Genomic DNA, 22,086 nt, shown 5'->3' with positions numbered 1-22,086 from the left:
TGTTATTTATGTTTGTTTAGAATTTTAAATCTTCAAACATCATAATTTTTGTATCATTTTCTGTTGGAGAATAATATTCAATTACAAAGTCATTATCTTTTGTAAAGTATCCAACTCCATTCATCTTTTTTGATGAAATTACATAGTAATTGTTAAATTTTGAGCGTACAGCTTTTCCAACATTTACTTCTTTATCATTTTCAAAGTAGCTTATGTTTAAAGCATTTCCTTCAGCTGAAAAAGCGTATTTTTTATTGTCCATATTATAATATTTCACTTTCGTTACTTTATCATAAAAAGGATCTTTATCATTATCAATCATATAGACTTTTGTTACCGCAATTGGTGCTGGCACACGGTCTTGATTTAATTGATGCTTTTGATCTTTGTCAAATTTCACCTCTTGTGTTTTTGTAGTAATTACTTTTACTTTTTTGTCAACTTTCTCCCCGTTTTTAACTACGGTTTGCTTTTTAACTTTTGTGGTGACTATTTTATCGTTCTGCGCAAATACTATCATTCCTGATAGTAAAAATGCTGCTGCTATTAATTTCTTCATTTCAATTGTTGTTTTGTTATTATTGATTATTGGTTTGTTTTAATCGTATTAGACGCGTCTTCTTCCCGTAATTAAAGAGATGACAAATAGTACTAAGAATACAAAGAATAAAATTTTTGCAATTCCAGCAGATGCTCCTGCGATTCCACCGAATCCTAATACTCCAGCGATTAATGCGATAACTATAAATGTGATTGTCCAACGTAACATAATGTATATTTTTTAATGGTTAATAATTATTTGATTTTGTTTGATACAAATGTACGTTAACATCATTTCGCCGCTTTGCTGCATCAATTTTAATCTTTGCTCATTTGGAAATTTACTTCATTATTTCTAGCTGATTTTCAACTAAAAAGCCCTCTTTTTTAGAGGTTTTTTGTGCTTTTTTAGGCATATGTGTCAACATCAATAGTATATGAGTTAAATAGAATAAAAGGATAATTTTATTTTTGATCGAAAGAAAAAATGAACACAAGTATGTAGTTTACAAACCTGTAAATTATTTAAAAAATGCTTAAAATATGAATTATAAATTATCAAATACCGCTTCAAAGACTTCGATGGAATTAGCTTTTCGCTTACCATTGAAATATCCTAATATTTACAAACCAAAAAGAATTATTGATGGACACAAAGAACAATCTGTCCCAATCATCACTATGGATGAAACACATTGCATTTCGGAAGGAATCTGGGGAATTCTTCCACAAGATTTTCAAGGAGATTGGAAAAAGTTTCAGAAATTAAAAATTACACTTCATACCAATAAAGAAGACATTCAGAAAAACATTTTATACAAGGAAGCTTTGAAAGAAAGACGTTGCCTTATTTTAGTAACTGGTTTTTATATGCATCATTTGATCGACAATGAAGTAGAAACGTTTTTGGTGGAGAAAAAACCATTAGAACCATTTTCTTTAGCTGGAATTTATAATGTATTAGAAGATGGTTTTGTTACCTGTACCGTAATTAATACAGAGGTCAATGATACTTTATCTTCCGAAAGAAACTTATACAATCAGATGCCGTTGGAAATTCCTGCGCTATTTAAAAATATGTGGTTGAATCCGAAAACAAGTATTTCAGACATTGAAAGTATTGTTGATAAACCGTATAAGACAAAATTTAAAATTCAGAGAATCGCATCGTAAACTATTACGCAGAAATTTGAGCTTTTTGTTTATTCTTTAAAAATTCACTCGGACTAATTCCGTATTTACGTTTAAATATTTTTGAAAAATAACTTCTACTACTCAATCCGATAGAATACACAATCTGAGAAATGTTTAGATTTTGTTCTTTATCAATAATTAAATCTCTTGCTTTTTCCAAACGTACATGACGAATGTATTCCGTAACCGTTCGTGCGTACAAATGCTTAAATCCTTGTTGAAGTTTTGTTTGTGTAAGCATGGTTTTTTCAGCTAAATATTCTAAGGTGTAATCTTTAGATACATTTTCAGAAATTTCTTCCGCAACTATTCGCACTGCTTCCAATTCATCAATAGCCAATGGTGCTTTGTTCTTGCGTGCTTTGACATCTTTAGTATGTTGAATCATGTGTAAAGATAAAATTTGATACACAATACCTTCAATCAACATAATACGAATCATTCCTTTTTGTTTGATATGATTTAAAGAATCAATCAATTCTGCCAATTTCAAATTGTACGTTCCTAAGTACACAAATCGATTTTCATGATACGAATCGTGAAAAACTTCATATAACTTTTTATTCAAAATAGAAGCATCATTCAGACGTTTCCTAATAAATTTTACTCTGTTTATCTGTACAATATTGATGTGTAAATATTCGTCTTTTGGAAAGAACTCGTGATTAAATCCGCCACTTTTCGATGTAATGATTGAAGGCTGCAACTCTTGCAAGGTCCTGCGTTCTTTTTCGTCATGAAAACGATGTTCGCAATGTCCTTTTAAACAATATGTAAAGTGAATCGGATTGTACTCAGTGGCGTCCATTATCAATTCAATGTCTTCAAAAAACGTAATATTATATTCCAAAATACTTCCGCCCCATTCAAACATAATAAAGTGTATGGCACCTTTGGCAAAAGCATTGTCAATTTTCAAAATATGCTCGCCCCATCTTTCAATAATTTCTCCTCCAATTGCCTCTTGGATTTGTCGAACAGTTCCTGCAGTATCTTCGGCAGTAATTTGGATAGTTTTCATGTGCTTACAAAATTGATTTATAATAGTCGTCGCTTTAAACCAAACTTAAAGTTTATAAAATTACTGCTTTTCTAATGATATTCTGTAAAAATAATATGAGTTAATTATAAAACGAAATGAGCAAAGCCACTTTTTATTAAAAAACTACTTTTGAAGTATCAATTATAATAAAAGACAACATGAAAAATTTAAAAACACTATTAACACTTGCATTTTTAATAATTGCAACCACACTGAGTGCGCAACAAATTTCAAAAAATGCTATCGGATTGCGTATTGGTGATAACGATGGTTTGGGTGGAGAAATTTCATATCAAAGGCATTTAAACGCCAACAATCGTTTGGAATTTGACTTAGGCTTTAGAGACCGTGATGATGTTGAAGCTTTTAAATTAGTTGGATTGTACCAATGGGTTCGTCCAATAGATGGAAACTTTAACTGGTATCTTGGTGCTGGTGGAGGAATTGGATCATATGATACACCTGTAGGCGACGGAACTTTCGCTTTAGTAGCTGGAAACGTAGGAATTGAATATAATTTCGGAATTCCATTATTATTGTCACTAGACATGCGACCAGAGTTATCTTTTGATGATACCTACAGTGACGATCTCGATTTTGATATCGCACTTGGAATACGTTATCAGTTTTAACAACCGCCAATAAGTGACTGAATAACAAATATTTAAAAAAACACAAACGAAAAAGAAAAATGAAAACATACACAAAAGAAGTTGCTGATAAATTAAATGTAATTTTAGAAAAAAACTATGATGCCAAAGAAGGTTACAAAACTGCGGCAGGCAATGTAGAGAGTCCTATTTTGACAAGTTTTTTTAATAGAAAAGCAACACAACGTAAGGAGTTTGCAGATCAATTGAAAAGCGAATTAAAAAAATTAGCGCAAGAACCAGAAGAAAGTGGAAGTATTGCAGGAGCACTACATAGAACATGGATGAATACCAAAGCATTATTTTCTTCCAACAACGAAGAAGCAATGTTAGAAGAAGCCATGCGTGGAGAAAAAGCATCGTTAGAAGATTACGATGATGTATTGAATTCAGAACTTTACATTCCTGAATCTCTTTACAAACTTTTAGCAGATCAAAAAAGCGCTATTGCATATGATACTGTAACAATTAAAAGACTAGAAGATATACAGTCATAATTCAAATTGCTATGAAAAATGACTATTTCAAAAGCGATATTTGATATAAATATCGCTTTTGATCTTTTTAAAACTACCAATATTTCTTAAGCTTTCAGAAAAGTACCTCTAAAAAAGGAATTGTAACACTGAAACTTTTATCTTACACCAATTAAAACCGTAAATTAAGTAAATGCCAAATTTTGCTCGAATACTCATATGTTTATTCTTTTTATCCGCAACAACAGCGTATGCGCAGTTGGGCGATTTAGCTCGTATTGATTATACGTACATTCCAAATGCAAAATCGGATGTTGAGTATACGCGATTTCGCGCTTTGTTTAATTATCCGATAAAGTTAAAAGACAACGATACCTATTTATTTTTAGGATTGGATTACAGCAATATTCATTTACGATCTGAGATTGAATTTCCTTTTGACACACGTGATTTGAATGATTTTCAATTGCTTGATTTTAATTTCGGGTATACAACTCCACTAAAAAATGATTGGCGTTTAGGAATTCAATTTCGACCAGGTTTTAGCACTAACTTAGTCGCAGACGCGCTCAGCATTAAAGATGTTGTATTGTCTGGAACAGTACTTTTTATTAGAAAAGGAGCCGAATATAATGGCAAACGCACCAAACTGATTCTTGGAGTTTCCTACGCTGGAAATTCAGGATTTAACTTTCCGTTGCCTTTGGTTAGTTATTATAAAAAATTTCATCCTGATTGGTCGTACAGCATCGGAATTCCCAAAACAAATTTACAATATCATTTTACTGAAAAACATCGGTTAAAAGCGTATGCGCAACTAGATGGTTTTACGTCTAATTTGCAACGTGATGTTCCGATAATTGAAGGAAAAGCTGCGAGAAGCATTAATATGTCGTTAATTCTTTCAGGATTGCAATATGAATATTATTTTACAAAGAATCTTCAATTTTACGCACGTGCGGCATATATTTTTGCGCTTAATAATGAATTGAGAGACGAGAGTAGAGAAACTCTTTTTTCTTTAGATAATGAAGCTAAAATCTACTTAAGAACTGGCGTAAAGTTTAAAATTTAATATTTATAAATATTGGTTGCTTCAAAAAATGGCTTCTAGTGATAATATATTGCATCTTAAAACTTTAATCATAAAAAAGCGAACCAAATTAGTCCGCTTTTTTATCGTTTTTTAACCTGGATTGCAACCCGAAGTTCCATTCATTCCGCCGCAAGGTGAGTAACAAGAAGCATATTCGCTGTATTTACACCAATCACCAACGGATTCTTTCATGTACGTGTAGCATTTTTCAGCTGTTGAAACCATTCCACCAGAAACACGGCTTCTTTCAAATTGAGAAATTTTTTGCTTATTTAAGCGCAATGCATTGAGATTTTGTTTTTTCATTTTTTAGAATTTTAGTTATATCTATTAGGGATGAAATCCGAAATACATTACCCAATTAGTTTAAAAAAACAAAAAATTGTTGCTTACAGCATTTGAGTTAAGACTTATATCATATCGGTTAAGCTACGTCCTGTTGGTGTTTTATCTTTGTAATAAAGATTTAATAAACACATAAACCCACTATAAAATGAAACAAGGAAAAGAAGATTTTAAATTAGTAAAGGATTCCGATAACGAATCAAAACGTAATTATATATTTCAAAATAACACAAAAACAAAAGCTGCATTTTATTTTGTCGCTTTCGTATTAGTTATATTAATTGTTGCTGTTACTGCAACTGCGTATGTGTTATAATTTTCAACACAATACTCATTAAAAAGGTTGTTTCTCGCTTAAATATTTCCAATAACGTTTTGGAACATGACGAACGTGAAGCAACATATTTTTTCTAGATTCAATATTGGTACTTTTAAAATAATTTTGCCATAATTCTTGAAATTCTAGTTCTGCATCTGCAAAAAAATCTTCTGAAGTTTTCGTGAAATCAAACTCTTTTGGAAAATCCATCACAATCGTTTCTACATTTTCCAAATTATAATACAAACCAAAATTTCGTTTAATATCATAAATAACCCATTTTTGGTCTGCATAGCGCGATTTAAAATGCTTTGCGATTAAAGGCAACACATTAAAATCAGGTTCAATATTGGCAAAATACAAATTATCTTTAGTCAATTTGAAACGTACAAAAGCTTCCATACGGTGTTTTTCTCGCCCGACACTTTTGGTAATTTTAGATAATTTTAAAACGGTCACATTCGAAAAGTCTTTTTCAATATTTTCTTTAGATTTGAATACTTGTTGAATGTAATCTAACAATGTATTTTCAACCGAACTTATTTCGCTTAAGAACGAATAATAGATTTGATTTCGTCCAAACGAAGTCAATTTTTTTTTGAGTCCATTCCACACTCTATCCGCATGTGCTTTATCAGTAATTACTTCTTCACTATCACCAAAAAACGAAGCCTGAACGTTTCCTGTTTTTTGAATATCAACCTGCAAAAGTTTTTCTTCGTATACTTTAAAAACGACACTTAAAAACCCTTCAAACGAACCATCATACACCAATACTTTTTGCATTATCCAAAGAGATTTAGTTGTGAACTTGTGGCTTTCCTGAACTTACTTTTAGAGTTTTGAAGAATGAGTCCTTTAATTTTTGTCGGTTCTAAATCGCGGCGTTCGTATACATTTGAATTACACACTATGAAATATTGTGCACGATTGAGCGCAACACCCAAACGTTTGAGATGTTCCCAATTTAGCTGACGAAATTTTCGAGCGTGTAATATTTTGTATACCGATTTCATTCCCAAACCTGGCACACGCGCCAACATACGCTTGTCTGCACGATTGACATCAACAGGGAATTCATGAATGTTTCGCAATGCCCAAGATAGTTTTGGATCAATATCTAAGTCTAAATGTTGGTGTGTTTCGTTGACAATTTCGTTGACATGAAAGCCGTAAAAGCGCATCAACCAATCGGTTTGATACAATCTATTTTCGCGCAACATTGGTACTTCGGTTCCTATTTGCGGCAAACGGCTGTCGTAACTTATAGGCACATAACCTGAGTAATACACACGTTTCAGATTGAACTTTTTGTAGAAAAAATTGGAAGCTGTCATAATTTGATAATCATTTTCGCCACTTGCACCAATGATCATTTGTGTGCTTTGTCCGGCTGGCGCATATTTTGGCGTACTTCGAATGATTTTTTTCTCCGCTTTGTATTGAATGATTTCATTTTTTACCTTTTTCATCGGTTTGATGAAATCTTCTCTGTTTTTATCGGGAGCCAAACGTTTTAATCCTTCTTTTGTAGGAATTTCGATGTTGACACTTAATCGATCTGCATACAAACCAGCTTCACGCATCAATTCATCTGAAGCTCCAGGAATTGATTTTAGATGAATGTATCCGTTAAAGTTTTCTTCTAAGCGCAGTTTTTTTGCTACGGAAACCAAACGTTCCATCGTGTAATCTGCATTTTTAAAGATTCCTGAACTTAAGAATAAACCTTCAATATAGTTTCTACGGTAAAAATTAATTGTCAAATCGACTACTTCTTGTACTTTGAATGCGGCACGCTTGATGTCGTTACTTTTACGCGTCACGCAATACGCACAATCAAAAATACAGTGATTTGTTAAGAGTATTTTCAGCAAAGACACACAACGTCCATCTTCGGTGTATGTATGACAAATGCCCATTCCTGTGGCATCGCCCAAACCTTTGTTTTTATTGGCTCGGTTGCTTCCGCTAGACGAGCAAGAAACATCGTATTTTGCGGCATCTGCTAGGATGTTTAGTTTTTCTTTTATTCGTTCAAAAGACATGAAAGATTTTCTCCTTGTATTAAAAAGTTATCGTGTTGTGAATTTTTATACAAATATAACATTTTACAGATATTTTTTAAACATATGTTTAATTTTATTCTGTTAAATGTTTTAAAGAAGTTATTGAAGCTTTTTTACAGCGCTAGTGATTTGTTAAAGTTTGGCGTATAGGTTTCTAGCAATGCTTTGAGTGCTTTTTCGTTGGGTTGCAGTTCAGTTTCAACCGATTTAGGCAAGTTGTCTACCATATCAAAATACGGTTGTAATTTTTCGTCTAAAAAACGTTCTGCAATTACAGGATGTACATAGTATTTACGACATACAGTGCGCGTGTTGTTTAGTGCTTCTGCAGCAGCGTCAATTCCATGTAATATTTGTTTCTCTTTCACTTTAGCATCATCACTTTTAGGAGCATTTTTTAGCGTATCAAAAAAGATGAGTGAAGCTGCCCAAGTACGGAAATCTTTTGCAGAAAATATATCGCCACACAGACTGTGAATGTATTCGTTGACCATAGTACTATCAATTGCGTGTTTTCCGCCATATTCGTCATAATATTGAAATAATTCCCAACCTGGAATTTCTTCGCATTTGTTGAGCAATCGCGTGAGTTTTTTGTTTTTGATAGTTACTTTGTGTTCTTTGCCACGTTTGCCAACATATTGTAGCGTAAATTTTTCTTTATAGATGTTAATGTGACGCGTTCGCATCGTAGACAAACCGTAGGTACTATTTTTTTTGGCATAATACGCATTTCCGATACGAATGTGTGATTCTTCTAACAAACGGATTACAATTGCCAACACTTTGGTACGTGTCCATTTCTTTTGTTCAAGGTCTTTTTGTACACGCATGCGCAGTTTTGGTAATGCTTCGGCGAAAGCAATCATTTTAAAGAATTTTGTTTGATTTTTTATTTTTTGCCATTTGGGATGATACCGATATTGTTTTCTATTTTTTTCATCTCTACCTGTTGCTTGCAAATGTGCATTTTCTAAACAGGCAATTCGTACTTTTTGCCATGCAGGTGGAATGACTAAACTTTCCAATCGTTTTAAATCGGATGCTTTTGTAATAGGTTTTCCATTGTGTTCATAGACGAAGTTTTCTTGTACACGTTTTCGTTTTATATTTAGAATTTCGGGCGTTGTATATGTAAGATTATAAATATCAATTACTTGTTCTGGCTGTGTTCGCAGTGCCTTTATGAATTCTTTATTTAACGTGTGTATCTTCATCTTACTCGTAGTTATTTATAAGAATACTCTCTTTATTACTACAAAAATTGTTAAAAAAATTTAAAAAATGAGCATCTAATTTCTTTTGAGTCAAGATAAAAACCTTTTACGGCAATGGCTACGCTTTACATTAAATACATTTGTATCAACAAGTCAGCGCTAGACTAAATAAATAACTAAAAATAAAAAAACCAATAGATATGAAGAAGTTACTATTATCAATGACAGCATTGTCATTATTGTTTGCCACAAGTTGTGATGTTAAACAAACTAAAGAAACAGAATTACCAGATGTAGATGTCTCAGTTGAAGAAGGACAATTACCTGAATTTGACGTAGAATGGGCTGATATTGATGTAGGAACCAGAACGAAAACTGTCGAAGTCCCAAAGGTAGTTGTAGTGATGGAAGAAGTTGAAGTAGAAGTACCTTATGTAGATGTAGATATGCCAGATGAATTTGGAGATAAGGAAGAACGTACTATTATGGTAGAAGCTGAGATTGATGGAACAGAACATGAACTTGAAATCAAGAAAGTATATGCTAGTAAAAATAACTTAATTGTAGTATCGGAACTTGAAAAAGGAGAAACTACTTTAGGAGATAAGAAATTAAGAATTTCAGATCAAATTACGTTGAACGCGCCAGATTTGAATGTAAAACATTACATCGTTGGAGAACGTCCAAACAGAGTTTTTAATAATGCTTATAAGTACTTTAAGAACGAAGATGATATGAAAGCTAAATTAGAAGGCTACACTGAAATTTATTCAGATTAATTCTGAAAATATTACAAAAAAAAGAGAAAAAGAAAAGAAAATAAATTCGATAGCTTCTGCCTTTAGAGAAGTTATCTAAAGTAAAAATTGCTATGAAAATTTTTGAAGCTATTAGAAAAGATCACGATATACAACGTAAATTGCTAGATGAGTTAATTGATACTTCTGGCGATAGCAAACGGAGAGATCAAGTGTTTGAAGCATTAAAACACGAATTAAAAATTCATGAAGATGCTGAAGAACGACACTTTTACAAACCACTTATTAGTGATGACATGATGCAAGAACATGCACGTCATGGAATTGCGGAACATCACGAAATTGATGAGTTGGTTGAAAAATTAGAAGAAACAGAACGCGATTCTTCTGCTTGGCTTAAATATGCCAAAGATCTACAATATAAAGTTGAACATCACTTAGAGGATGAAGAACATACTTTTTTCCAGTTAGCAGGTAAAGTTTTATCTGAAGAACAGAAAAATAGTTTAGCCACCAAATATGTAGATTTTATGGAAGATTGTCGCAACGGAGTGGCAAAATAAAAATTATTTATTAACATTAAAAAAGAAAAAATTATGTACAATTATAATGAAGAATTAGGAAACAAATTAAACGGATTATTAGAGAAAACGTATGACGCTGAAAAGGGTTATAAGAAAGCTGCTGAAAACGCAAAATCTACTGAATTGAAAAACTTTTTTGAGCGTAGAGCACAAGAGCGTTACAATTTTGGACACGAGATTAAAGCAGAGTTATCTAAAATTGATCAGAAGCCAGAAAAAGGTGGAAGCGTTACAGGATCTGCACACAGAACTTGGATGGATGTAAAATCATGGTTCTCATCAGACAATGATGAAGCAATGTTAGAAGCTGCCATTACAGGAGAAAAAGCTGCTTTAGAAGAATATAATGAAGTATTGAGCAAAGAAAATGAGCCTCATATTCCACAAGGAATGCAGACTGTGTTAAATAAGCAAAGATCTGTAATTAATCACGAATTAAAGAATATTCAAGTATTAGAAGACTTATCATAATACTGTAAATATCATATCTAAAAAAACCGAAGCATGACGCTTCGGTTTTTTTTGTTCTGAGCCTTTTTAATCGTCTATAAAATCTTTCAAAATTTCTTTTAAGACGACGATGTCATTTTCTGTATTTCGAATTAATTTCTCGTTTTCATCACATTCAAATTGAGCGTAATTGATTTTCATATACCGAAATCTTTTATTGATAACCGCTTCTTTTTTGAGTCTGTCGTAATATTTTATTTGTGTGATACGCGCTTGTTCTTTTTCGTCTAAGTCTTCGAAATCTTTTTCTTTCTGAAAGAACTCAATTACCAATTTTAAATCCTGATAATACGCATCTAACGGCAGTTTTGTGCGTCCTTTTCCTCTTTTATGAAGATTTCCTACCAACGTGTCAAATGTATGCTTGCGTGATGCTTTTTTGTTTAATAATTCATCACTTAAATCCAAAAGGTAATTTTCGTCGCTATTTTTGATATCTAGTAAACGTTGTTCTTTTTTTGAAATTTCAGGAATTTCCTCTTTTGGCGAATATTCTTTTCCAGCTCTTACCAAATACCAATACGTATTTTCCTTTTTTCGTTCTGCATGAACGGAAGGTATTTTGTCAAGTTGCGATGCTGCATCTAACTTTCGAAGTACTTTTCGTAAAGGCAAACCTTTTTTCACATCTTTTGTAAAAACACCAGCTTCTACCAACGCAGGCATTATTTTCTTTACAGGAATCCAATCAGTTGTAGTATTTCTTTCAAAATACTGCGTTATTACTTCATTTATCTTTGTTATATTTTCCTCAGTCATGCTTTACTGTATGTTACTTTTTACGCTAAAATTTATAAACGAAAGGTTTTAAACAATTCCTTTCCATTCTAGTTTTACGGCTGCAAATGTACTCTAATTTGGCTTCTTACGACTCATATATAACCGTAAATTATAGGAGTTAATTTTTAATACCTGTCATTTCTTTTTTCATAAATCAACTTCATAAATTTATTTTTTGAGAGAACGAATTTTAAAAGTTCTAATTACCAAACACAGCTGATTTAAAACTAAATAAGGTTTTTTCATACGAATTCGTTACTTTTAAAGGCAAGTACTTTTTCTAATTCTAACATACTACTACTTTGAAGATTAAAAAATTATGGAAACGAATTTTACTAGGACTAATTTTAGTTCCAATTTTGGTATTAGGAGGTTTAATACTATACATTCAAAGTAATCAATCTGACATCATAAAAGGCGAAATTGAAAAATTAAACAAAGAACACAAAGGTCGTGTAACTATTGGCGACAGCGAATTGTCTCTTTTTGGCAACTTCCCCTATATTTCTGTAAAGGTATATGATTTTCAAATTTTTGAAACAAAAGAAGACAATGCGCCTGTTATTATGGATGTAGAAGATATTTATGTCGGTTTTAACTTTTGGGACATTGTAGAAGGAAAATATGATATTCAATCATTAATCGTTGAAGATGGTGTTTTTAATATTGTTATTCACGAAAATAATACTACAAATATTCAAAATTCCTTAGCGAGTACTTCCGATACAGAAACTCCTACGACGAATATTCATCTGAAAAAGATCAAACTAAAAAATCTAGACATTCACACCTTAGATGAAGCCACCAATACAGATGTCGAAAAGTTTATATATACTGGTACAGGTGGCTTTAGTCAGAAAGACAGTATCATTGCGGGACATATTGACACCGATTTTGAATTAAACGTAATCTCTGAAGCTATTGTTCCTGATTTTATGAAAAAAAAGCATTTTGAGATTCATACAGATGTTGAATTTAATCAACACACAGGAATTCTTGAGATACAACCTTCAGGTGTTAAAATGCGAAATGCTGATTTTGAGCTAAAAGGTACTATCGACACAAAGAACGATGTAGATCTTAATCTTTTTATACAAGGAACAAAGCCTAATTTTGACATGCTAATTGCTTTTGCTCCGTCTGACGTAATTCCCTATTTAGAAAAATATAACAACTCTGGTGACATCTATTTTAATGCAACCATAAAAGGACCTTCAAATAAAGGAAATAGACCTGCTATTAATGCTGAATTTGGAGCTACAGAAGCCTTTTTAGAAAATCCTGCAAGAAGAAAAAAGATTGATAATATGGGCTTTAAAGGGCATTTTAGCAACGGAGCCAACAGAGATACCGATACCATGGAGTTATCACTTACCGATATGACCGCCTCTTTGGAGAAAGGAAAGTTTAAAGGTTCACTATTTGTCAAGAATTTTAAGTCTCCAGAAGTTGAAATGGAAGTAACCTCTGATTTCAATCTGGATTTTATTGTAGATTTTTTTGAACTAAAACAGGTACAAGGTGTTTCTGGAGAAGTATCATTAAAAATGAATTTTCATGATATTGTTGATATTGATAAGCCCGAAAAGGCACTGCAAAAACTCAATCAGGCATATTATGCAGAGTTGAGAGTAAGAGACTTGAGTTTAGATGCTAAAAATCTTCCTGCGCCTTTAGACACCTTAAATGTAGATTTGGTAATGAATGGTAAGGAAGCAACACTGAAACGATTTGATTTATCTATGGGAAATACAGATCTGTCCATAACTGGTTTTCTATCAGATTTACCTGCCATTGTACATCATACTGATGTTCCTGTAGATGTACATTTGGATATTTCTTCTAATAATTTAGACATTGCACAACTGACCAATTTTTCAACACAAGACACGATTCAGACTGGTTTTGACGAAGAAATAAAAGCACTGAGTTTGGGACTTTCCTTTAAAGCTTCAGCAAAAGATTTTACAGAGTCTAAATATTTACCGAAAGGAGAATTTTTCATTGATAGTTTATCCGCTGATTTAAAACATTATCCGCACAAACTCCATGATTTTCATGCTGATGTGTTGATTGATAGTTTAGATTTGCAACTTGTCGATTTTACAGGATTTATAGATGATAGTGATTTTCATGTTAACGGACACATACATGATTATGCTTTTTGGATGCAACCCGAGTTGAATGGTGATGTAGATTTAGACATCAATCTTACTTCTAAAAAACTAAAATTGGAAGATATTTTTTCATACAAAGGCGAAAATTATGTTCCAGAAGAATACAGACATGAAGAATTTGACAATTTGGCGCTACATTTCACTTCTAGCATGTATTACAAAGATTCATCTTTGCATTCCATCGATTTAGCTTTAGATAAGTTGAACACAAAGATGAAGTTGCATCCGCTTCGTTTTCATGATTTTAAAGGAAAGATTCATTACGAAGACGAACATGTAGTAATAAAAGATTTTCACGGGGAAATAGGAACTACCAATTTCAATTTTGATTTAAATTATTATGTTGGCGACAATCCACAAATAAAGAAACGAGATAATTATTTGGCAGTAAAAGCAAATTATATCGACTTTGATGCGCTGTTCAATTTTGATTTAAATCCGCCAAAACCAGCAACAATTGCAACTTCAAAAACTGCCGATGTCACAGAACACGCAGAAGCTTTTAACATATATGAATTGCCATTTACGGATATGCGATTTAAAGCAGAAATTGACCATTTTATATATCATAGAATAGATCTGCAAAAGATAAAAGCAGATTTAAGAACGACACCTGAACATTATATTTATGTTGATACGTTACAGATGAATGCGGCTGGAGGAAATATTCGACTCAGCGGATATTTTAATGGGAGCGATCCAAAGCATATTTATATGCAACCCGATTTGGTAATGGAAAAAGTTGATTTGGATAAATTGCTTTTTAAGTTCGAGAATTTTGGACAAGATCATTTGGTTTCAGAAAATTTACAGGGAAAACTCACTTCGAGAATTAAGGGAAAAATTAGAGTATATCCCGATTTGGTGCCTGATTTAGATCAATCGACCATAGAAATGGACGTAAAAGTATTGAATGGACGCTTGAAAAATTACGATCCGATGCTCGCACTTTCGGATTATATGGGAAACAAAAATCTTCGAAACATTCGGTTTGACACATTACAAAATAGTTTGGATATAAAGAAAGGGAAAATTCATATTCCTGCTATGACAATTGAATCTACATTAGGACATATGGAATTATCGGGCACGCATGATAAAGATCAAAATATCGATTATTATTTACGCATTCCTTGGAAGACCGTTAGAAAAGCTGGTTGGTATAAATTATTTGGACGTAAAAAAGATAGCATCACTGCTAAAGATCAAGAAGATGAGATTGTAGAAGCAGATCCTAACAAAAGAATTTGGTATGTAAACCTAAAAGTTAAAGGAAACATCAATAATTATAAAATTTCATTGGGCAAGAAGAAGAAAAAAAGAAAAAGGAAATAACTTTCGTAGCTGGAATAGAAACTCCTTGACTTTGTGAGAAAATTTGTATTTTTAAAAAATAACAGAAATAGAAGTGTTTTTAATCTATGTCAGAAAAAAATATCACAGCACTTATAGGTAAAGCTATTCGAGAAGGTAAATACCTAAGCATAAGTTACAAAAATAAGAATGGTGATAAAAAACGATTTTGGATTGCTATTTTAGACATAAATGCAAAGGGTGAACTTTTTGTAAATATGTTTAATGTTACAAAAGACGAACCGATTCTAGATGCAAAGATTTTTATTTCAGGCATTCTTTCTGCAGAGATTTTGAAATTCTCTCATTATAATGTTTCCGATGAACTTATAATAAAGCTCGATGAAGATAGTAGCTTAGAAAAGTATGAGTTTGACAAATTTGACAATAACGTCCTTAATTATTATTTGGAATGTTACAAAGCAAATTCCGATCCTTTTTTATTTAAAAAATACCTCATCCAAGAGCTTGAAGTAAAGGAACTTATTGAAGAAAACCCATATCAGCTATCAGACATACAGCATGAACAAATTCTAAAGAAAATTTATAATAAAAAAAGTAAAAGTGGAGATGAAGACGAAAAGGAAAAAGAATTTAGTCATTTTCATAATTATAAACTCGCTATTTGTGAATTTTCTATAGACTTACAATCTAGAGGTAAATTTGTTGTTGCGTATAGAAAACTCACATTTGATCCTGTAGAAAAGACGCTACAAATTGGAAACAAATTACACTTCAATACAAATTTCTATATCGAAAATATCAAACATTCATTGTCTTATTATACAGATATGATTCCTGCTGATTTTGAAGCTTTGTATCTTGAAGATAAGAATGCTGCAATAGAATTGTTAAGAAGCAACTTCAAATCGGGAGAATTGCCCAATACTCGTCCAGAAATTGTTGTTTTAGGATATGCACAAATTGACATTTCTAGCATTTATGAAGAAATCAACACGCAGTACTCAAGAGGAGAAATGAATCCACCTTTAAGAGCATTTTTTCAAAACTTTTCCTTACTTGACAGAAAAAACAGAAAAGAACCTCATATCGTTCTTTATGACAATAATATCAATATCGATCAACTCCGAACAATTTATAATTCATTAAAGTTTCCTATAACTTATGTACAAGGTCCGCCAGGCACTGGTAAAACTCAAACCATCTTAAATATTGTAGTGAATTGTTTGACTAATAACAAAACTTTACTGATTTCCTCAAATAATAATATTCCAATTGATGGAATCAAAGACAAGTTATTTTTAGGTAAATACAAAAATAAAGAGATTTTATTTCCTATTATCAGACTTGGAAATAATAAATTGGTGGCCAAGGCTTTAAGAAAGATAAAAGAACTTTATGAATTTGAAACGAGAGACGTTCCTAAAGAAAAACTACTGTTTAATTTAAAAGAAAAATCAAGAATAAAGAATAAAATACTTCTTGAAAAACTGAAAAATTATGAGGAAAAAATTGATTTGGAACAAAACCTAGATTTTGTTAATAGTTTATTGTCAAAAGGTAGTTATTACTTACTGGAGCAAGAAAAGAATAAACTTGAAAATCGATTAAAAGAAATTCCTGAAACAACAGATGATAATGTAAAAGGGATATTTGAGGTTATAAAAGATAACTATCAACTATTGCAATTCTTTTATTTTGAATGTTTAAGATACATTAAGCGTTTAAAAACCAAAAAATACAGTGATCTGATTGAAATACTGTATTTAGAAAATGAAGAAGAACAAATTAAAAGTTTCAATAATTGGATCGCAGACGATGAAAACCTTGAACGGTTTACAAAAATATTTCCTATTATTCTAACAACCAACATCTCATGCCGTAGGTTGGGAAGAAAATTTAAATTTGACTTACTAGCAATTGATGAAGCTGGGCAATGTGATATTGCCACAAGTTTAATTCCTATTTCAAAATGTACTAATATGGTTTTAATTGGTGACACCAATCAGCTAAAACCTATTGTGATTTTTGAAGAAACACGCAATGAGCAGTTGATGAGAAAATTTCGAGTTGACAAGCATCATGATTACTTTAATAATTCAATTCTTTCTGCCTACAAGAGCATAGATAATATTTCAAGAAATATACTACTGAGTTATCATTATAGATGCGGTAAAAAGATCATCAATTATTCCAATATGAGGTTTTATGAGAGCAGACTGAATCTCGAAGCCATTAAAACACAAGGAGAGATTAAATTAATAGATGTAAACAACGTAAATCATAAAGATAAAAACTCGCAAATAGAAGAAGCCAAAGCAATTGTAGCTTATATAAAAGAAAATAATTTAAAAGATGTATTCATTATTACACCATTTAGAAATCAAGAAGAAACAATAAACTATTATTTAAAGGTTGCAAAAAGTGAAGGGAAAATAGATGCTTCTGTTCATTGCGGAACGATTCACAAAGTGCAAGGTCAAGAAAATAATACGATCATCATATCTACTGCGATTTCAAGAAATACATCTTCTAAAACATACGATTGGATAAAGAATAATAGTCAATTGATAAATGTTGGAGTTACAAGAGCAAAAGAAAATCTGATTGTTGTAACAGACAAAAAAGCAATTGATATACTATCAAAAAAGGATGACGATTTATATGCTTTGATCGATTATGTGGCAAAGAACGGTTCTACAAGTGTTTCACAGAGTATCGTAAATAAATTTACCATTGGTTTCTCAAATGATTCAAGGTTTGAGAATGAATTTTACCAAACTATGAATCACTATTGTACTGTAAGAGGTAGTAAATTTAAAAGAAATGTTAAGATTATTGATTTATTTTCAGAAGAAAAGAACAACAGATTGGTAAATAAAAAGGAATTTGACGGAGTACTTTATGAAGGCAATGTTCCTAAAATTGTATTTGAATTAAATGGTAGTGAACATTATTCAAGAAAAAGTACTATCAAATCTGACCAAATAAAAATGGAGCTTTTAAAAGCTAAAGGAATCAAATTACTATTTATCCCGAATCAATATGTGAAACATTATGAATTTATCAGAGAATTGATAAATAAATTTAAAGGAGATATTTATCAAAAAACATTATTCGATAATTACGATTCAACAAGGTAAAAAATGCGTATTAATCAATGAACTCATCTTGACTTTTTATCATACAGTCTAATAAAGGAAAGGAATAAGTGAGTTGAGTCAGAAAATAATTGGACTTCGCTTAGTCTTGATTTTTCCAAAAACCTAAAATCTGTATCAATTGAAACAAAAAAAGCTCCACATTTCTGTGAAGCTTTGCTTAGTAGCGGGAACTGGACTCGAACCAGTGACACTTCAGGCATAAAAATCAATACATTATAATCTTTACTAAAAAATGTATGCCTATTTATATGCCTTTTACAGCATATCTCTCCAAATTTTATCCTGATTATAGGTTAGTTGAATTAGTCCAGATTCAGGCAATTTAACTGCTCCTATAGATAGTCCATTTTCTACTTCATGAAATTCTACAAAAGGTAAATCACCTTGCTCCATAAAAAGCTCTACTTGAAATAATACATCAAAACTAAAATACAGGAAAATATCTGTTACTTCATAATTTTTAAATGTGACTATATCTCCTTTTACATATCTATACAGTTCATATTGACTGCATAATTCTTCTACAATTAAGTCTAACTCCCAATTTTCATAATGCATCCCAATTTTAAATGGCAATTTGTTTATTTCCATAAGATTGTGCATTAAAAAACCACTTATTAAAAATAAGTGGCTAATTTAAAATTAATGTTTGTAGTTATTGAATAGTATAGCTATCATCAGATATATCATAAGTGAAAGTTTGATTATCTTCAATACTCAAAGAACTAATAGTAAAAATTACTGTATTAGATTCTACATCTTTAATTTCTACAAAATCTACAACAGTGTCTTCATATCCTGACACATCATATTTAAATCCAATTTTATCTACACTTTCTAAATTAATAGACTGAATTACATCTGTATTTGTTTGTGAATTTACTATTTCAGTAGAAGTTTGACCATTTTCATCATCACTATAATACTCAATATTTATAGGGTATTGTTGGCTAGATGAGCTTTGACCTGTAAATCTTAGTTGATATTCTTTTAAAGTAGGAATAGTATTATAATCACTTGCTCCATCTCTAAAATAATCTCCTTCATATGCATTTTCTCCAGATACTCCTGTAGATTGAAACTCTACTACATTTTCCCCAAGAAATACTACCTTTTGTACATATGTTAAATTAACATTCTCTGGAAAATCCATTGTCATAACATCTCCATTAAAACTATAAGTTCCTGTTTCATTATCATAATTATTCCCAGAACCAGTCCAATACGAATAAGTTACACTTCCACTAGAAGTAAATGTAAAAGAGTTGTTTACAGTTGGATTATTATTAGGGTTTTCAAAAAGCCATTTCCCTAATAACTCTGTTTGTATTTCATTTTGGTTGTTATCACTATCATCAGAACTACATGAACTAACTAGAGCTATTGATAATATTAAAAGACTAAATTTTAAAATTGATTTCATAAATTATTGTTGATTAAGTTGTTTTTTAATTCGTGGTAAACTAGGCATATTTGAAACTCTTAATAAAAAGAAATTCCTGTCTAGGTTGATAATATGTATGGCTACACCATCTTGAAAAACATAGTATTGGTACTCCTTTACAAAAGGGTCTTTATCTAATGGATTGTTTTTGGGAAGCTCTTCATTTATTGAGTTTATAAATAATTGCATATGCTTCTTATGAAACCTATACTCTATATTTACTAGCTTATTATCCATAAACCATAAATAACAAACTGACTCAAATGTTTTACCAAATAGATGTATTTCAGAATATCTATAACTACTATATAGTTTGGTAGCATTAAACTCCTTTCGAAGCTCTAGGTCTATGTTATTTTCTTCAAAAAAAGAACCTAGCTTGTATGGGATATTGTTTATAAAGTTCATTATATCATACTATAAAAATTTGACAGGCTGGAAACTTTTACCATATATCCTGAATCGTATTTCTTATTGATTTCAATTAATGAATTTATATCCTTTAAAATACACTTATCATCATTATTAGTAAGAACTTCTGCATCTGGAAAATAAACAAGTAGACGTGCAAATACATCATTGATATTAAACTCATCAAAATTAATAAGGTATCTTACTAATTTATCTTCTCGAGTAAATATTTCAAAGTGATTAACCTGTAATCCATCAATAAAAATTTTCTCAAATGTTCCAAGAATTAGATGGTATAGATTGAACTCTCTTCCTTCAAAATCTATCTTCCCCATATCTTTTATTTTACTTAAGGACAAAGGCTGAAATTCATCTATTATTAATTCATTAATACAAATATCCATATGATTAAATTGAATTATGCCACTTATGGCATAAACTAAAGCAAATATAATCAGTCTCTTTGAATATATTCATATATGGCATATTGAAAGATTCTGAAATAAATAAATTAAGAAAAAAAACTCGTCACAATCTAGGTGTTAAAATCAAAGAAATAAGAGAAAGTAAAAACTTAACTCAAGTTGATTTAGCTAGTAGAATTGATGGTAGATTTGACACTTCTAATGTGTCAAGGATAGAAAGTGGACGCATAAATACCACAGTCTTTACTTTATTCAGAATTGCAAAAGCTCTTGATGTCAATATTGCTGACTTACTAGATATAGAGGTATTTGAAAACTAATTTTAGCTATTAGTTAGTTAGAGCAGTTTTTTGTCTCATTTTGCTAGAATAATTGAATATTCAACAAATGCAGTCTTACAGAACATAAATATTTACTCAATACATTTACATTTTGGCTATAATATTATATCTGCATTAACTAGCTAAACTATAAAATGAGCCTATTTTAACTGCATTCTTACACTTACACACACAGCAATATTTACAAGATATTGTTGTCATTAAAACTGTAAAAAGAGTTCTTTGTAATGATTAAATGGTCTAATAATACCAAATCTAAGTAACTACAAGCTTTCTTTAGTTTTTTAGTTATAATCTTATCATTATTACTTGGTTCTAACTTCCCTGATGGGTGATTATGAAGTAACACAATAGAAGATGCATGACCTTTTAAAGCAATACTCAATATGATTTTTAAATCAACACTGCAACTAGCCACTCCACCTTTAGATAAATCATAAATACCCAATATTACATTAGCTCTATTGAGTAGCATTAACTTCACTTCTTCTTGATATTCTATGATATTCTTATCCCAATGAGCTAAAGCAACTTCAAACACAGTCTCACTATTTTTTACAGTAACCTTCTTATTTCCTTGATTGGAATAAGACACTTCTATTTCTCGTACTTTCATAAGATTGGATTTTAAAAACTCGTAATCTGGTATAATACCTATATGGTAGAATTACCAAATCACGAAAAATTAAAATCTGTCCCAAAATGACCTGACACCTATATAGTGAGAAGTCAAAATGGGACAGATATAAAAATTAAATAGCTTGTTCAGCTAATTGTGAAACTCCATTTTGAGAGAATGCAGAAGTATCTGCCATAAGTTGGTCTATAACTTCATTTTGTTTACTTTCCTCTTTAGATTCTGGCACAAATACCCATCTATGAGTTAACACCAATTCCTCTCCTGTTTCCCTTACAATATAAGTGTAAGGCTCAACTTCTTTCTTTACAATAGTACCTGGCATTTCAGTTCCTATTAAAGCTTTGCAAGTAGGCTCATCAAATGTGCTAGTCACAAATGCTTTTTTTGCTGTAGCATAGTATTGATTGGTCTCTTTTGACATCAACATCTCTACACCACCTTGTAATTCTAAAATAAAGAATGGATTTCCATCTTCTTTTTCTCTTTGTTTGTAACCTATGATTCTAACCATAATAAATAAATTTTTGAGTTGTGAAATAACCTAACTAACTATTCTAATAGAATATCATTACAACTATCACCTTGAATGA

25 protein-coding genes are annotated in these 22,086 nt (G+C 31.2%); 11 read left to right on the top strand and 14 right to left on the bottom strand.

Annotated features, from left to right (window positions below):
* Positions 1–16: 16 nt before the first annotated feature.
* Positions 17–559: a hypothetical protein gene (locus tag KAOT1_RS19235; protein WP_007096570.1), complete on the bottom strand. Its 543-nt coding sequence runs from the start codon at positions 557–559 to the stop codon at positions 17–19.
* A gap of 48 nt (positions 560–607) precedes the next feature.
* On the bottom strand, positions 608–769 hold the full coding sequence (locus tag KAOT1_RS22445) for a DUF1328 domain-containing protein (RefSeq protein WP_007096569.1): 162 nt from the start codon (positions 767–769) through the stop codon (positions 608–610).
* Between the two features lie 314 nt (positions 770–1,083).
* On the opposite strand from KAOT1_RS22445, the gene KAOT1_RS19225 reads away from it, so the two are divergent.
* Positions 1,084–1,713 (top strand): SOS response-associated peptidase family protein, encoded by a 630-nt coding sequence (locus KAOT1_RS19225; RefSeq protein WP_007096568.1) that lies wholly within the window; start codon positions 1,084–1,086, stop codon positions 1,711–1,713.
* A gap of 4 nt (positions 1,714–1,717) precedes the next feature.
* On the opposite strand, the gene KAOT1_RS19220 is transcribed toward KAOT1_RS19225, so the two are convergent.
* On the bottom strand, positions 1,718–2,755 hold the full coding sequence (locus KAOT1_RS19220; RefSeq protein ID WP_007096567.1) for a helix-turn-helix transcriptional regulator: 1,038 nt from the start codon (positions 2,753–2,755) through the stop codon (positions 1,718–1,720).
* Between the two features lie 179 nt (positions 2,756–2,934).
* Between KAOT1_RS19220 and KAOT1_RS19215 the strand changes: the two genes are divergently transcribed.
* From KAOT1_RS19215 to KAOT1_RS19205, 3 genes are all read left to right on the top strand, one after another.
* Positions 2,935–3,408 (top strand): hypothetical protein, encoded by a 474-nt coding sequence (locus KAOT1_RS19215; RefSeq protein ID WP_007096566.1) that lies wholly within the window; start codon positions 2,935–2,937, stop codon positions 3,406–3,408.
* Between the two features lie 59 nt (positions 3,409–3,467).
* On the top strand, positions 3,468–3,923 hold the full coding sequence (locus KAOT1_RS19210; protein WP_007096565.1) for a ferritin-like domain-containing protein: 456 nt from the start codon (positions 3,468–3,470) through the stop codon (positions 3,921–3,923).
* Positions 3,924–4,095: 172 nt separating this feature from the next.
* Positions 4,096–4,977 carry a DUF6268 family outer membrane beta-barrel protein gene (locus KAOT1_RS19205; protein WP_007096564.1) on the top strand — a complete coding sequence of 294 codons (882 nt, stop codon included), beginning with the start codon at positions 4,096–4,098 and terminating at the stop codon, positions 4,975–4,977.
* A gap of 111 nt (positions 4,978–5,088) precedes the next feature.
* On the opposite strand, the gene KAOT1_RS19200 is transcribed toward KAOT1_RS19205, so the two are convergent.
* The gene (locus tag KAOT1_RS19200; RefSeq protein ID WP_007096563.1) at positions 5,089–5,304 is read right to left on the bottom strand and encodes a hypothetical protein; all 216 of its coding nucleotides are present in this window, start codon (positions 5,302–5,304) and stop codon (positions 5,089–5,091) included.
* Between the two features lie 187 nt (positions 5,305–5,491).
* Here KAOT1_RS19200 and KAOT1_RS23095 point away from each other — a divergent pair, with 187 nt between their 5' ends.
* Positions 5,492–5,659, top strand: a complete 168-nt coding sequence (locus KAOT1_RS23095; RefSeq protein WP_007096562.1) for a hypothetical protein — start codon at positions 5,492–5,494, stop codon at positions 5,657–5,659.
* A gap of 18 nt (positions 5,660–5,677) precedes the next feature.
* On the opposite strand, the gene KAOT1_RS19195 is transcribed toward KAOT1_RS23095, so the two are convergent.
* The 3 genes from KAOT1_RS19195 to KAOT1_RS19185 form a co-directional block, all read right to left on the bottom strand.
* Positions 5,678–6,448 carry a TIGR03915 family putative DNA repair protein gene (locus KAOT1_RS19195; RefSeq protein ID WP_007096561.1) on the bottom strand — a complete coding sequence of 257 codons (771 nt, stop codon included), beginning with the start codon at positions 6,446–6,448 and terminating at the stop codon, positions 5,678–5,680.
* Positions 6,448–7,710 (bottom strand): putative DNA modification/repair radical SAM protein, encoded by a 1,263-nt coding sequence (locus tag KAOT1_RS19190; RefSeq protein ID WP_007096560.1) that lies wholly within the window; start codon positions 7,708–7,710, stop codon positions 6,448–6,450. Before KAOT1_RS19190 ends, KAOT1_RS19195 begins: the two co-directional genes overlap by 1 nt.
* Before the next feature lie 134 nt (positions 7,711–7,844).
* Positions 7,845–8,948 (bottom strand): DNA topoisomerase IB, encoded by a 1,104-nt coding sequence (locus tag KAOT1_RS19185; RefSeq protein WP_007096559.1) that lies wholly within the window; start codon positions 8,946–8,948, stop codon positions 7,845–7,847.
* Between the two features lie 200 nt (positions 8,949–9,148).
* Between KAOT1_RS19185 and KAOT1_RS19180 the strand changes: the two genes are divergently transcribed.
* The 3 genes from KAOT1_RS19180 (at position 9,149) to KAOT1_RS19170 (ending at position 10,761) form a co-directional block, all read left to right on the top strand.
* Positions 9,149–9,727 carry a hypothetical protein gene (locus tag KAOT1_RS19180; protein WP_007096558.1) on the top strand — a complete coding sequence of 193 codons (579 nt, stop codon included), beginning with the start codon at positions 9,149–9,151 and terminating at the stop codon, positions 9,725–9,727.
* A 92-nt stretch (positions 9,728–9,819) separates the two neighbouring features.
* Entirely contained in the window at positions 9,820–10,269 is a 450-nt protein-coding gene (locus KAOT1_RS19175; protein WP_007096557.1) for a hemerythrin domain-containing protein, read from the top strand.
* Positions 10,270–10,302: 33 nt separating this feature from the next.
* Entirely contained in the window at positions 10,303–10,761 is a 459-nt protein-coding gene (locus tag KAOT1_RS19170; RefSeq protein WP_007096556.1) for a ferritin-like domain-containing protein, read from the top strand.
* A 66-nt stretch (positions 10,762–10,827) separates the two neighbouring features.
* Here KAOT1_RS19170 and KAOT1_RS22155 read toward each other — a convergent pair whose 3' ends face one another.
* On the bottom strand, positions 10,828–11,559 hold the full coding sequence (locus KAOT1_RS22155; RefSeq protein WP_007096555.1) for a hypothetical protein: 732 nt from the start codon (positions 11,557–11,559) through the stop codon (positions 10,828–10,830).
* Between the two features lie 323 nt (positions 11,560–11,882).
* On the opposite strand from KAOT1_RS22155, the gene KAOT1_RS19160 reads away from it, so the two are divergent.
* A complete protein-coding gene (locus tag KAOT1_RS19160; protein WP_007096554.1) occupies positions 11,883–15,092 on the top strand; it encodes an AsmA-like C-terminal region-containing protein in 3,210 nt (1,069 codons plus the stop codon).
* An 86-nt stretch (positions 15,093–15,178) separates the two neighbouring features.
* Complete coding sequence (locus tag KAOT1_RS19155) at positions 15,179–18,214, top strand: DEAD/DEAH box helicase (RefSeq protein ID WP_007096553.1); 3,036 nt, start codon at positions 15,179–15,181, stop codon at positions 18,212–18,214.
* A gap of 276 nt (positions 18,215–18,490) precedes the next feature.
* Here KAOT1_RS19155 and KAOT1_RS19150 read toward each other — a convergent pair whose 3' ends face one another.
* Genes KAOT1_RS19150 through KAOT1_RS19135 form a run of 4 tightly spaced genes read right to left on the bottom strand, consistent with a single transcriptional unit; the run spans position 18,491 to position 20,494 of the window.
* Complete coding sequence (locus KAOT1_RS19150; RefSeq protein ID WP_040559711.1) at positions 18,491–18,838, bottom strand: hypothetical protein; 348 nt, start codon at positions 18,836–18,838, stop codon at positions 18,491–18,493.
* A 52-nt stretch (positions 18,839–18,890) separates the two neighbouring features.
* Positions 18,891–19,658, bottom strand: coding sequence for a hypothetical protein (locus KAOT1_RS19145; RefSeq protein WP_007096551.1), 768 nt, complete (start codon positions 19,656–19,658; stop codon positions 18,891–18,893).
* 3 nt (positions 19,659–19,661) lie between these two features.
* Positions 19,662–20,087: a hypothetical protein gene (locus tag KAOT1_RS19140; protein WP_007096550.1), complete on the bottom strand. Its 426-nt coding sequence runs from the start codon at positions 20,085–20,087 to the stop codon at positions 19,662–19,664.
* The gene (locus KAOT1_RS19135) at positions 20,087–20,494 is read right to left on the bottom strand and encodes a hypothetical protein (RefSeq protein WP_007096549.1); all 408 of its coding nucleotides are present in this window, start codon (positions 20,492–20,494) and stop codon (positions 20,087–20,089) included. Before KAOT1_RS19135 ends, KAOT1_RS19140 begins: the two co-directional genes overlap by 1 nt.
* Positions 20,495–20,577: 83 nt before the next feature.
* Here KAOT1_RS19135 and KAOT1_RS19130 point away from each other — a divergent pair, with 83 nt between their 5' ends.
* Complete coding sequence (locus KAOT1_RS19130; protein WP_238528715.1) at positions 20,578–20,835, top strand: helix-turn-helix domain-containing protein; 258 nt, start codon at positions 20,578–20,580, stop codon at positions 20,833–20,835.
* 202 nt (positions 20,836–21,037) lie between these two features.
* Here KAOT1_RS19130 and KAOT1_RS19125 read toward each other — a convergent pair whose 3' ends face one another.
* Together KAOT1_RS19125 and KAOT1_RS19120 are read right to left on the bottom strand one after the other, a co-directional pair.
* The gene (locus KAOT1_RS19125; protein WP_007096547.1) at positions 21,038–21,472 is read right to left on the bottom strand and encodes a JAB domain-containing protein; all 435 of its coding nucleotides are present in this window, start codon (positions 21,470–21,472) and stop codon (positions 21,038–21,040) included.
* 136 nt (positions 21,473–21,608) lie between these two features.
* Positions 21,609–22,007, bottom strand: coding sequence for a hypothetical protein (locus tag KAOT1_RS19120; protein WP_007096546.1), 399 nt, complete (start codon positions 22,005–22,007; stop codon positions 21,609–21,611).
* Positions 22,008–22,086 lie beyond the last annotated feature (79 nt).

This window comes from Kordia algicida OT-1, assembly GCF_000154725.1.
GTDB lineage: Bacteria > Bacteroidota > Bacteroidia > Flavobacteriales > Flavobacteriaceae > Kordia > Kordia algicida.
The sequence above is the reverse complement of the archived record's forward strand: the minus strand, read 5'-3'. Positions and strand labels throughout refer to the sequence as shown.

Excerpts from the sequence above, each read along its gene's own strand:
- KAOT1_RS19235 (WP_007096570.1), bottom strand. The coding sequence starts at position 559 with ATGAAGAAATTAATAGCAGCAGCATTTTTACTATCAGGAATGATAGTA.
- KAOT1_RS22445 (WP_007096569.1), bottom strand. The coding sequence starts at position 769 with ATGTTACGTTGGACAATCACATTTATAGTTATCGCATTAATCGCTGGA.
- KAOT1_RS19225 (WP_007096568.1), top strand. The coding sequence starts at position 1,084 with ATGAATTATAAATTATCAAATACCGCTTCAAAGACTTCGATGGAATTA.
- KAOT1_RS19220 (WP_007096567.1), bottom strand. The coding sequence starts at position 2,755 with ATGAAAACTATCCAAATTACTGCCGAAGATACTGCAGGAACTGTTCGA.
- KAOT1_RS19215 (WP_007096566.1), top strand. The coding sequence starts at position 2,935 with ATGAAAAATTTAAAAACACTATTAACACTTGCATTTTTAATAATTGCA.
- KAOT1_RS19210 (WP_007096565.1), top strand. The coding sequence starts at position 3,468 with ATGAAAACATACACAAAAGAAGTTGCTGATAAATTAAATGTAATTTTA.
- KAOT1_RS19205 (WP_007096564.1), top strand. The coding sequence starts at position 4,096 with ATGCCAAATTTTGCTCGAATACTCATATGTTTATTCTTTTTATCCGCA.
- KAOT1_RS19200 (WP_007096563.1), bottom strand. The coding sequence starts at position 5,304 with ATGAAAAAACAAAATCTCAATGCATTGCGCTTAAATAAGCAAAAAATT.
- KAOT1_RS23095 (WP_007096562.1), top strand. The coding sequence starts at position 5,492 with ATGAAACAAGGAAAAGAAGATTTTAAATTAGTAAAGGATTCCGATAAC.
- KAOT1_RS19195 (WP_007096561.1), bottom strand. The coding sequence starts at position 6,448 with ATGCAAAAAGTATTGGTGTATGATGGTTCGTTTGAAGGGTTTTTAAGT.
- KAOT1_RS19190 (WP_007096560.1), bottom strand. The coding sequence starts at position 7,710 with ATGTCTTTTGAACGAATAAAAGAAAAACTAAACATCCTAGCAGATGCC.
- KAOT1_RS19185 (WP_007096559.1), bottom strand. The coding sequence starts at position 8,948 with ATGAAGATACACACGTTAAATAAAGAATTCATAAAGGCACTGCGAACA.
- KAOT1_RS19180 (WP_007096558.1), top strand. The coding sequence starts at position 9,149 with ATGAAGAAGTTACTATTATCAATGACAGCATTGTCATTATTGTTTGCC.
- KAOT1_RS19175 (WP_007096557.1), top strand. The coding sequence starts at position 9,820 with ATGAAAATTTTTGAAGCTATTAGAAAAGATCACGATATACAACGTAAA.
- KAOT1_RS19170 (WP_007096556.1), top strand. The coding sequence starts at position 10,303 with ATGTACAATTATAATGAAGAATTAGGAAACAAATTAAACGGATTATTA.
- KAOT1_RS22155 (WP_007096555.1), bottom strand. The coding sequence starts at position 11,559 with ATGACTGAGGAAAATATAACAAAGATAAATGAAGTAATAACGCAGTAT.
- KAOT1_RS19155 (WP_007096553.1), top strand. The coding sequence starts at position 15,179 with ATGTCAGAAAAAAATATCACAGCACTTATAGGTAAAGCTATTCGAGAA.
- KAOT1_RS19150 (WP_040559711.1), bottom strand. The coding sequence starts at position 18,838 with ATGCACAATCTTATGGAAATAAACAAATTGCCATTTAAAATTGGGATG.
- KAOT1_RS19145 (WP_007096551.1), bottom strand. The coding sequence starts at position 19,658 with ATGAAATCAATTTTAAAATTTAGTCTTTTAATATTATCAATAGCTCTA.
- KAOT1_RS19140 (WP_007096550.1), bottom strand. The coding sequence starts at position 20,087 with ATGAACTTTATAAACAATATCCCATACAAGCTAGGTTCTTTTTTTGAA.
- KAOT1_RS19135 (WP_007096549.1), bottom strand. The coding sequence starts at position 20,494 with ATGGATATTTGTATTAATGAATTAATAATAGATGAATTTCAGCCTTTG.
- KAOT1_RS19125 (WP_007096547.1), bottom strand. The coding sequence starts at position 21,472 with ATGAAAGTACGAGAAATAGAAGTGTCTTATTCCAATCAAGGAAATAAG.
- KAOT1_RS19120 (WP_007096546.1), bottom strand. The coding sequence starts at position 22,007 with ATGGTTAGAATCATAGGTTACAAACAAAGAGAAAAAGAAGATGGAAAT.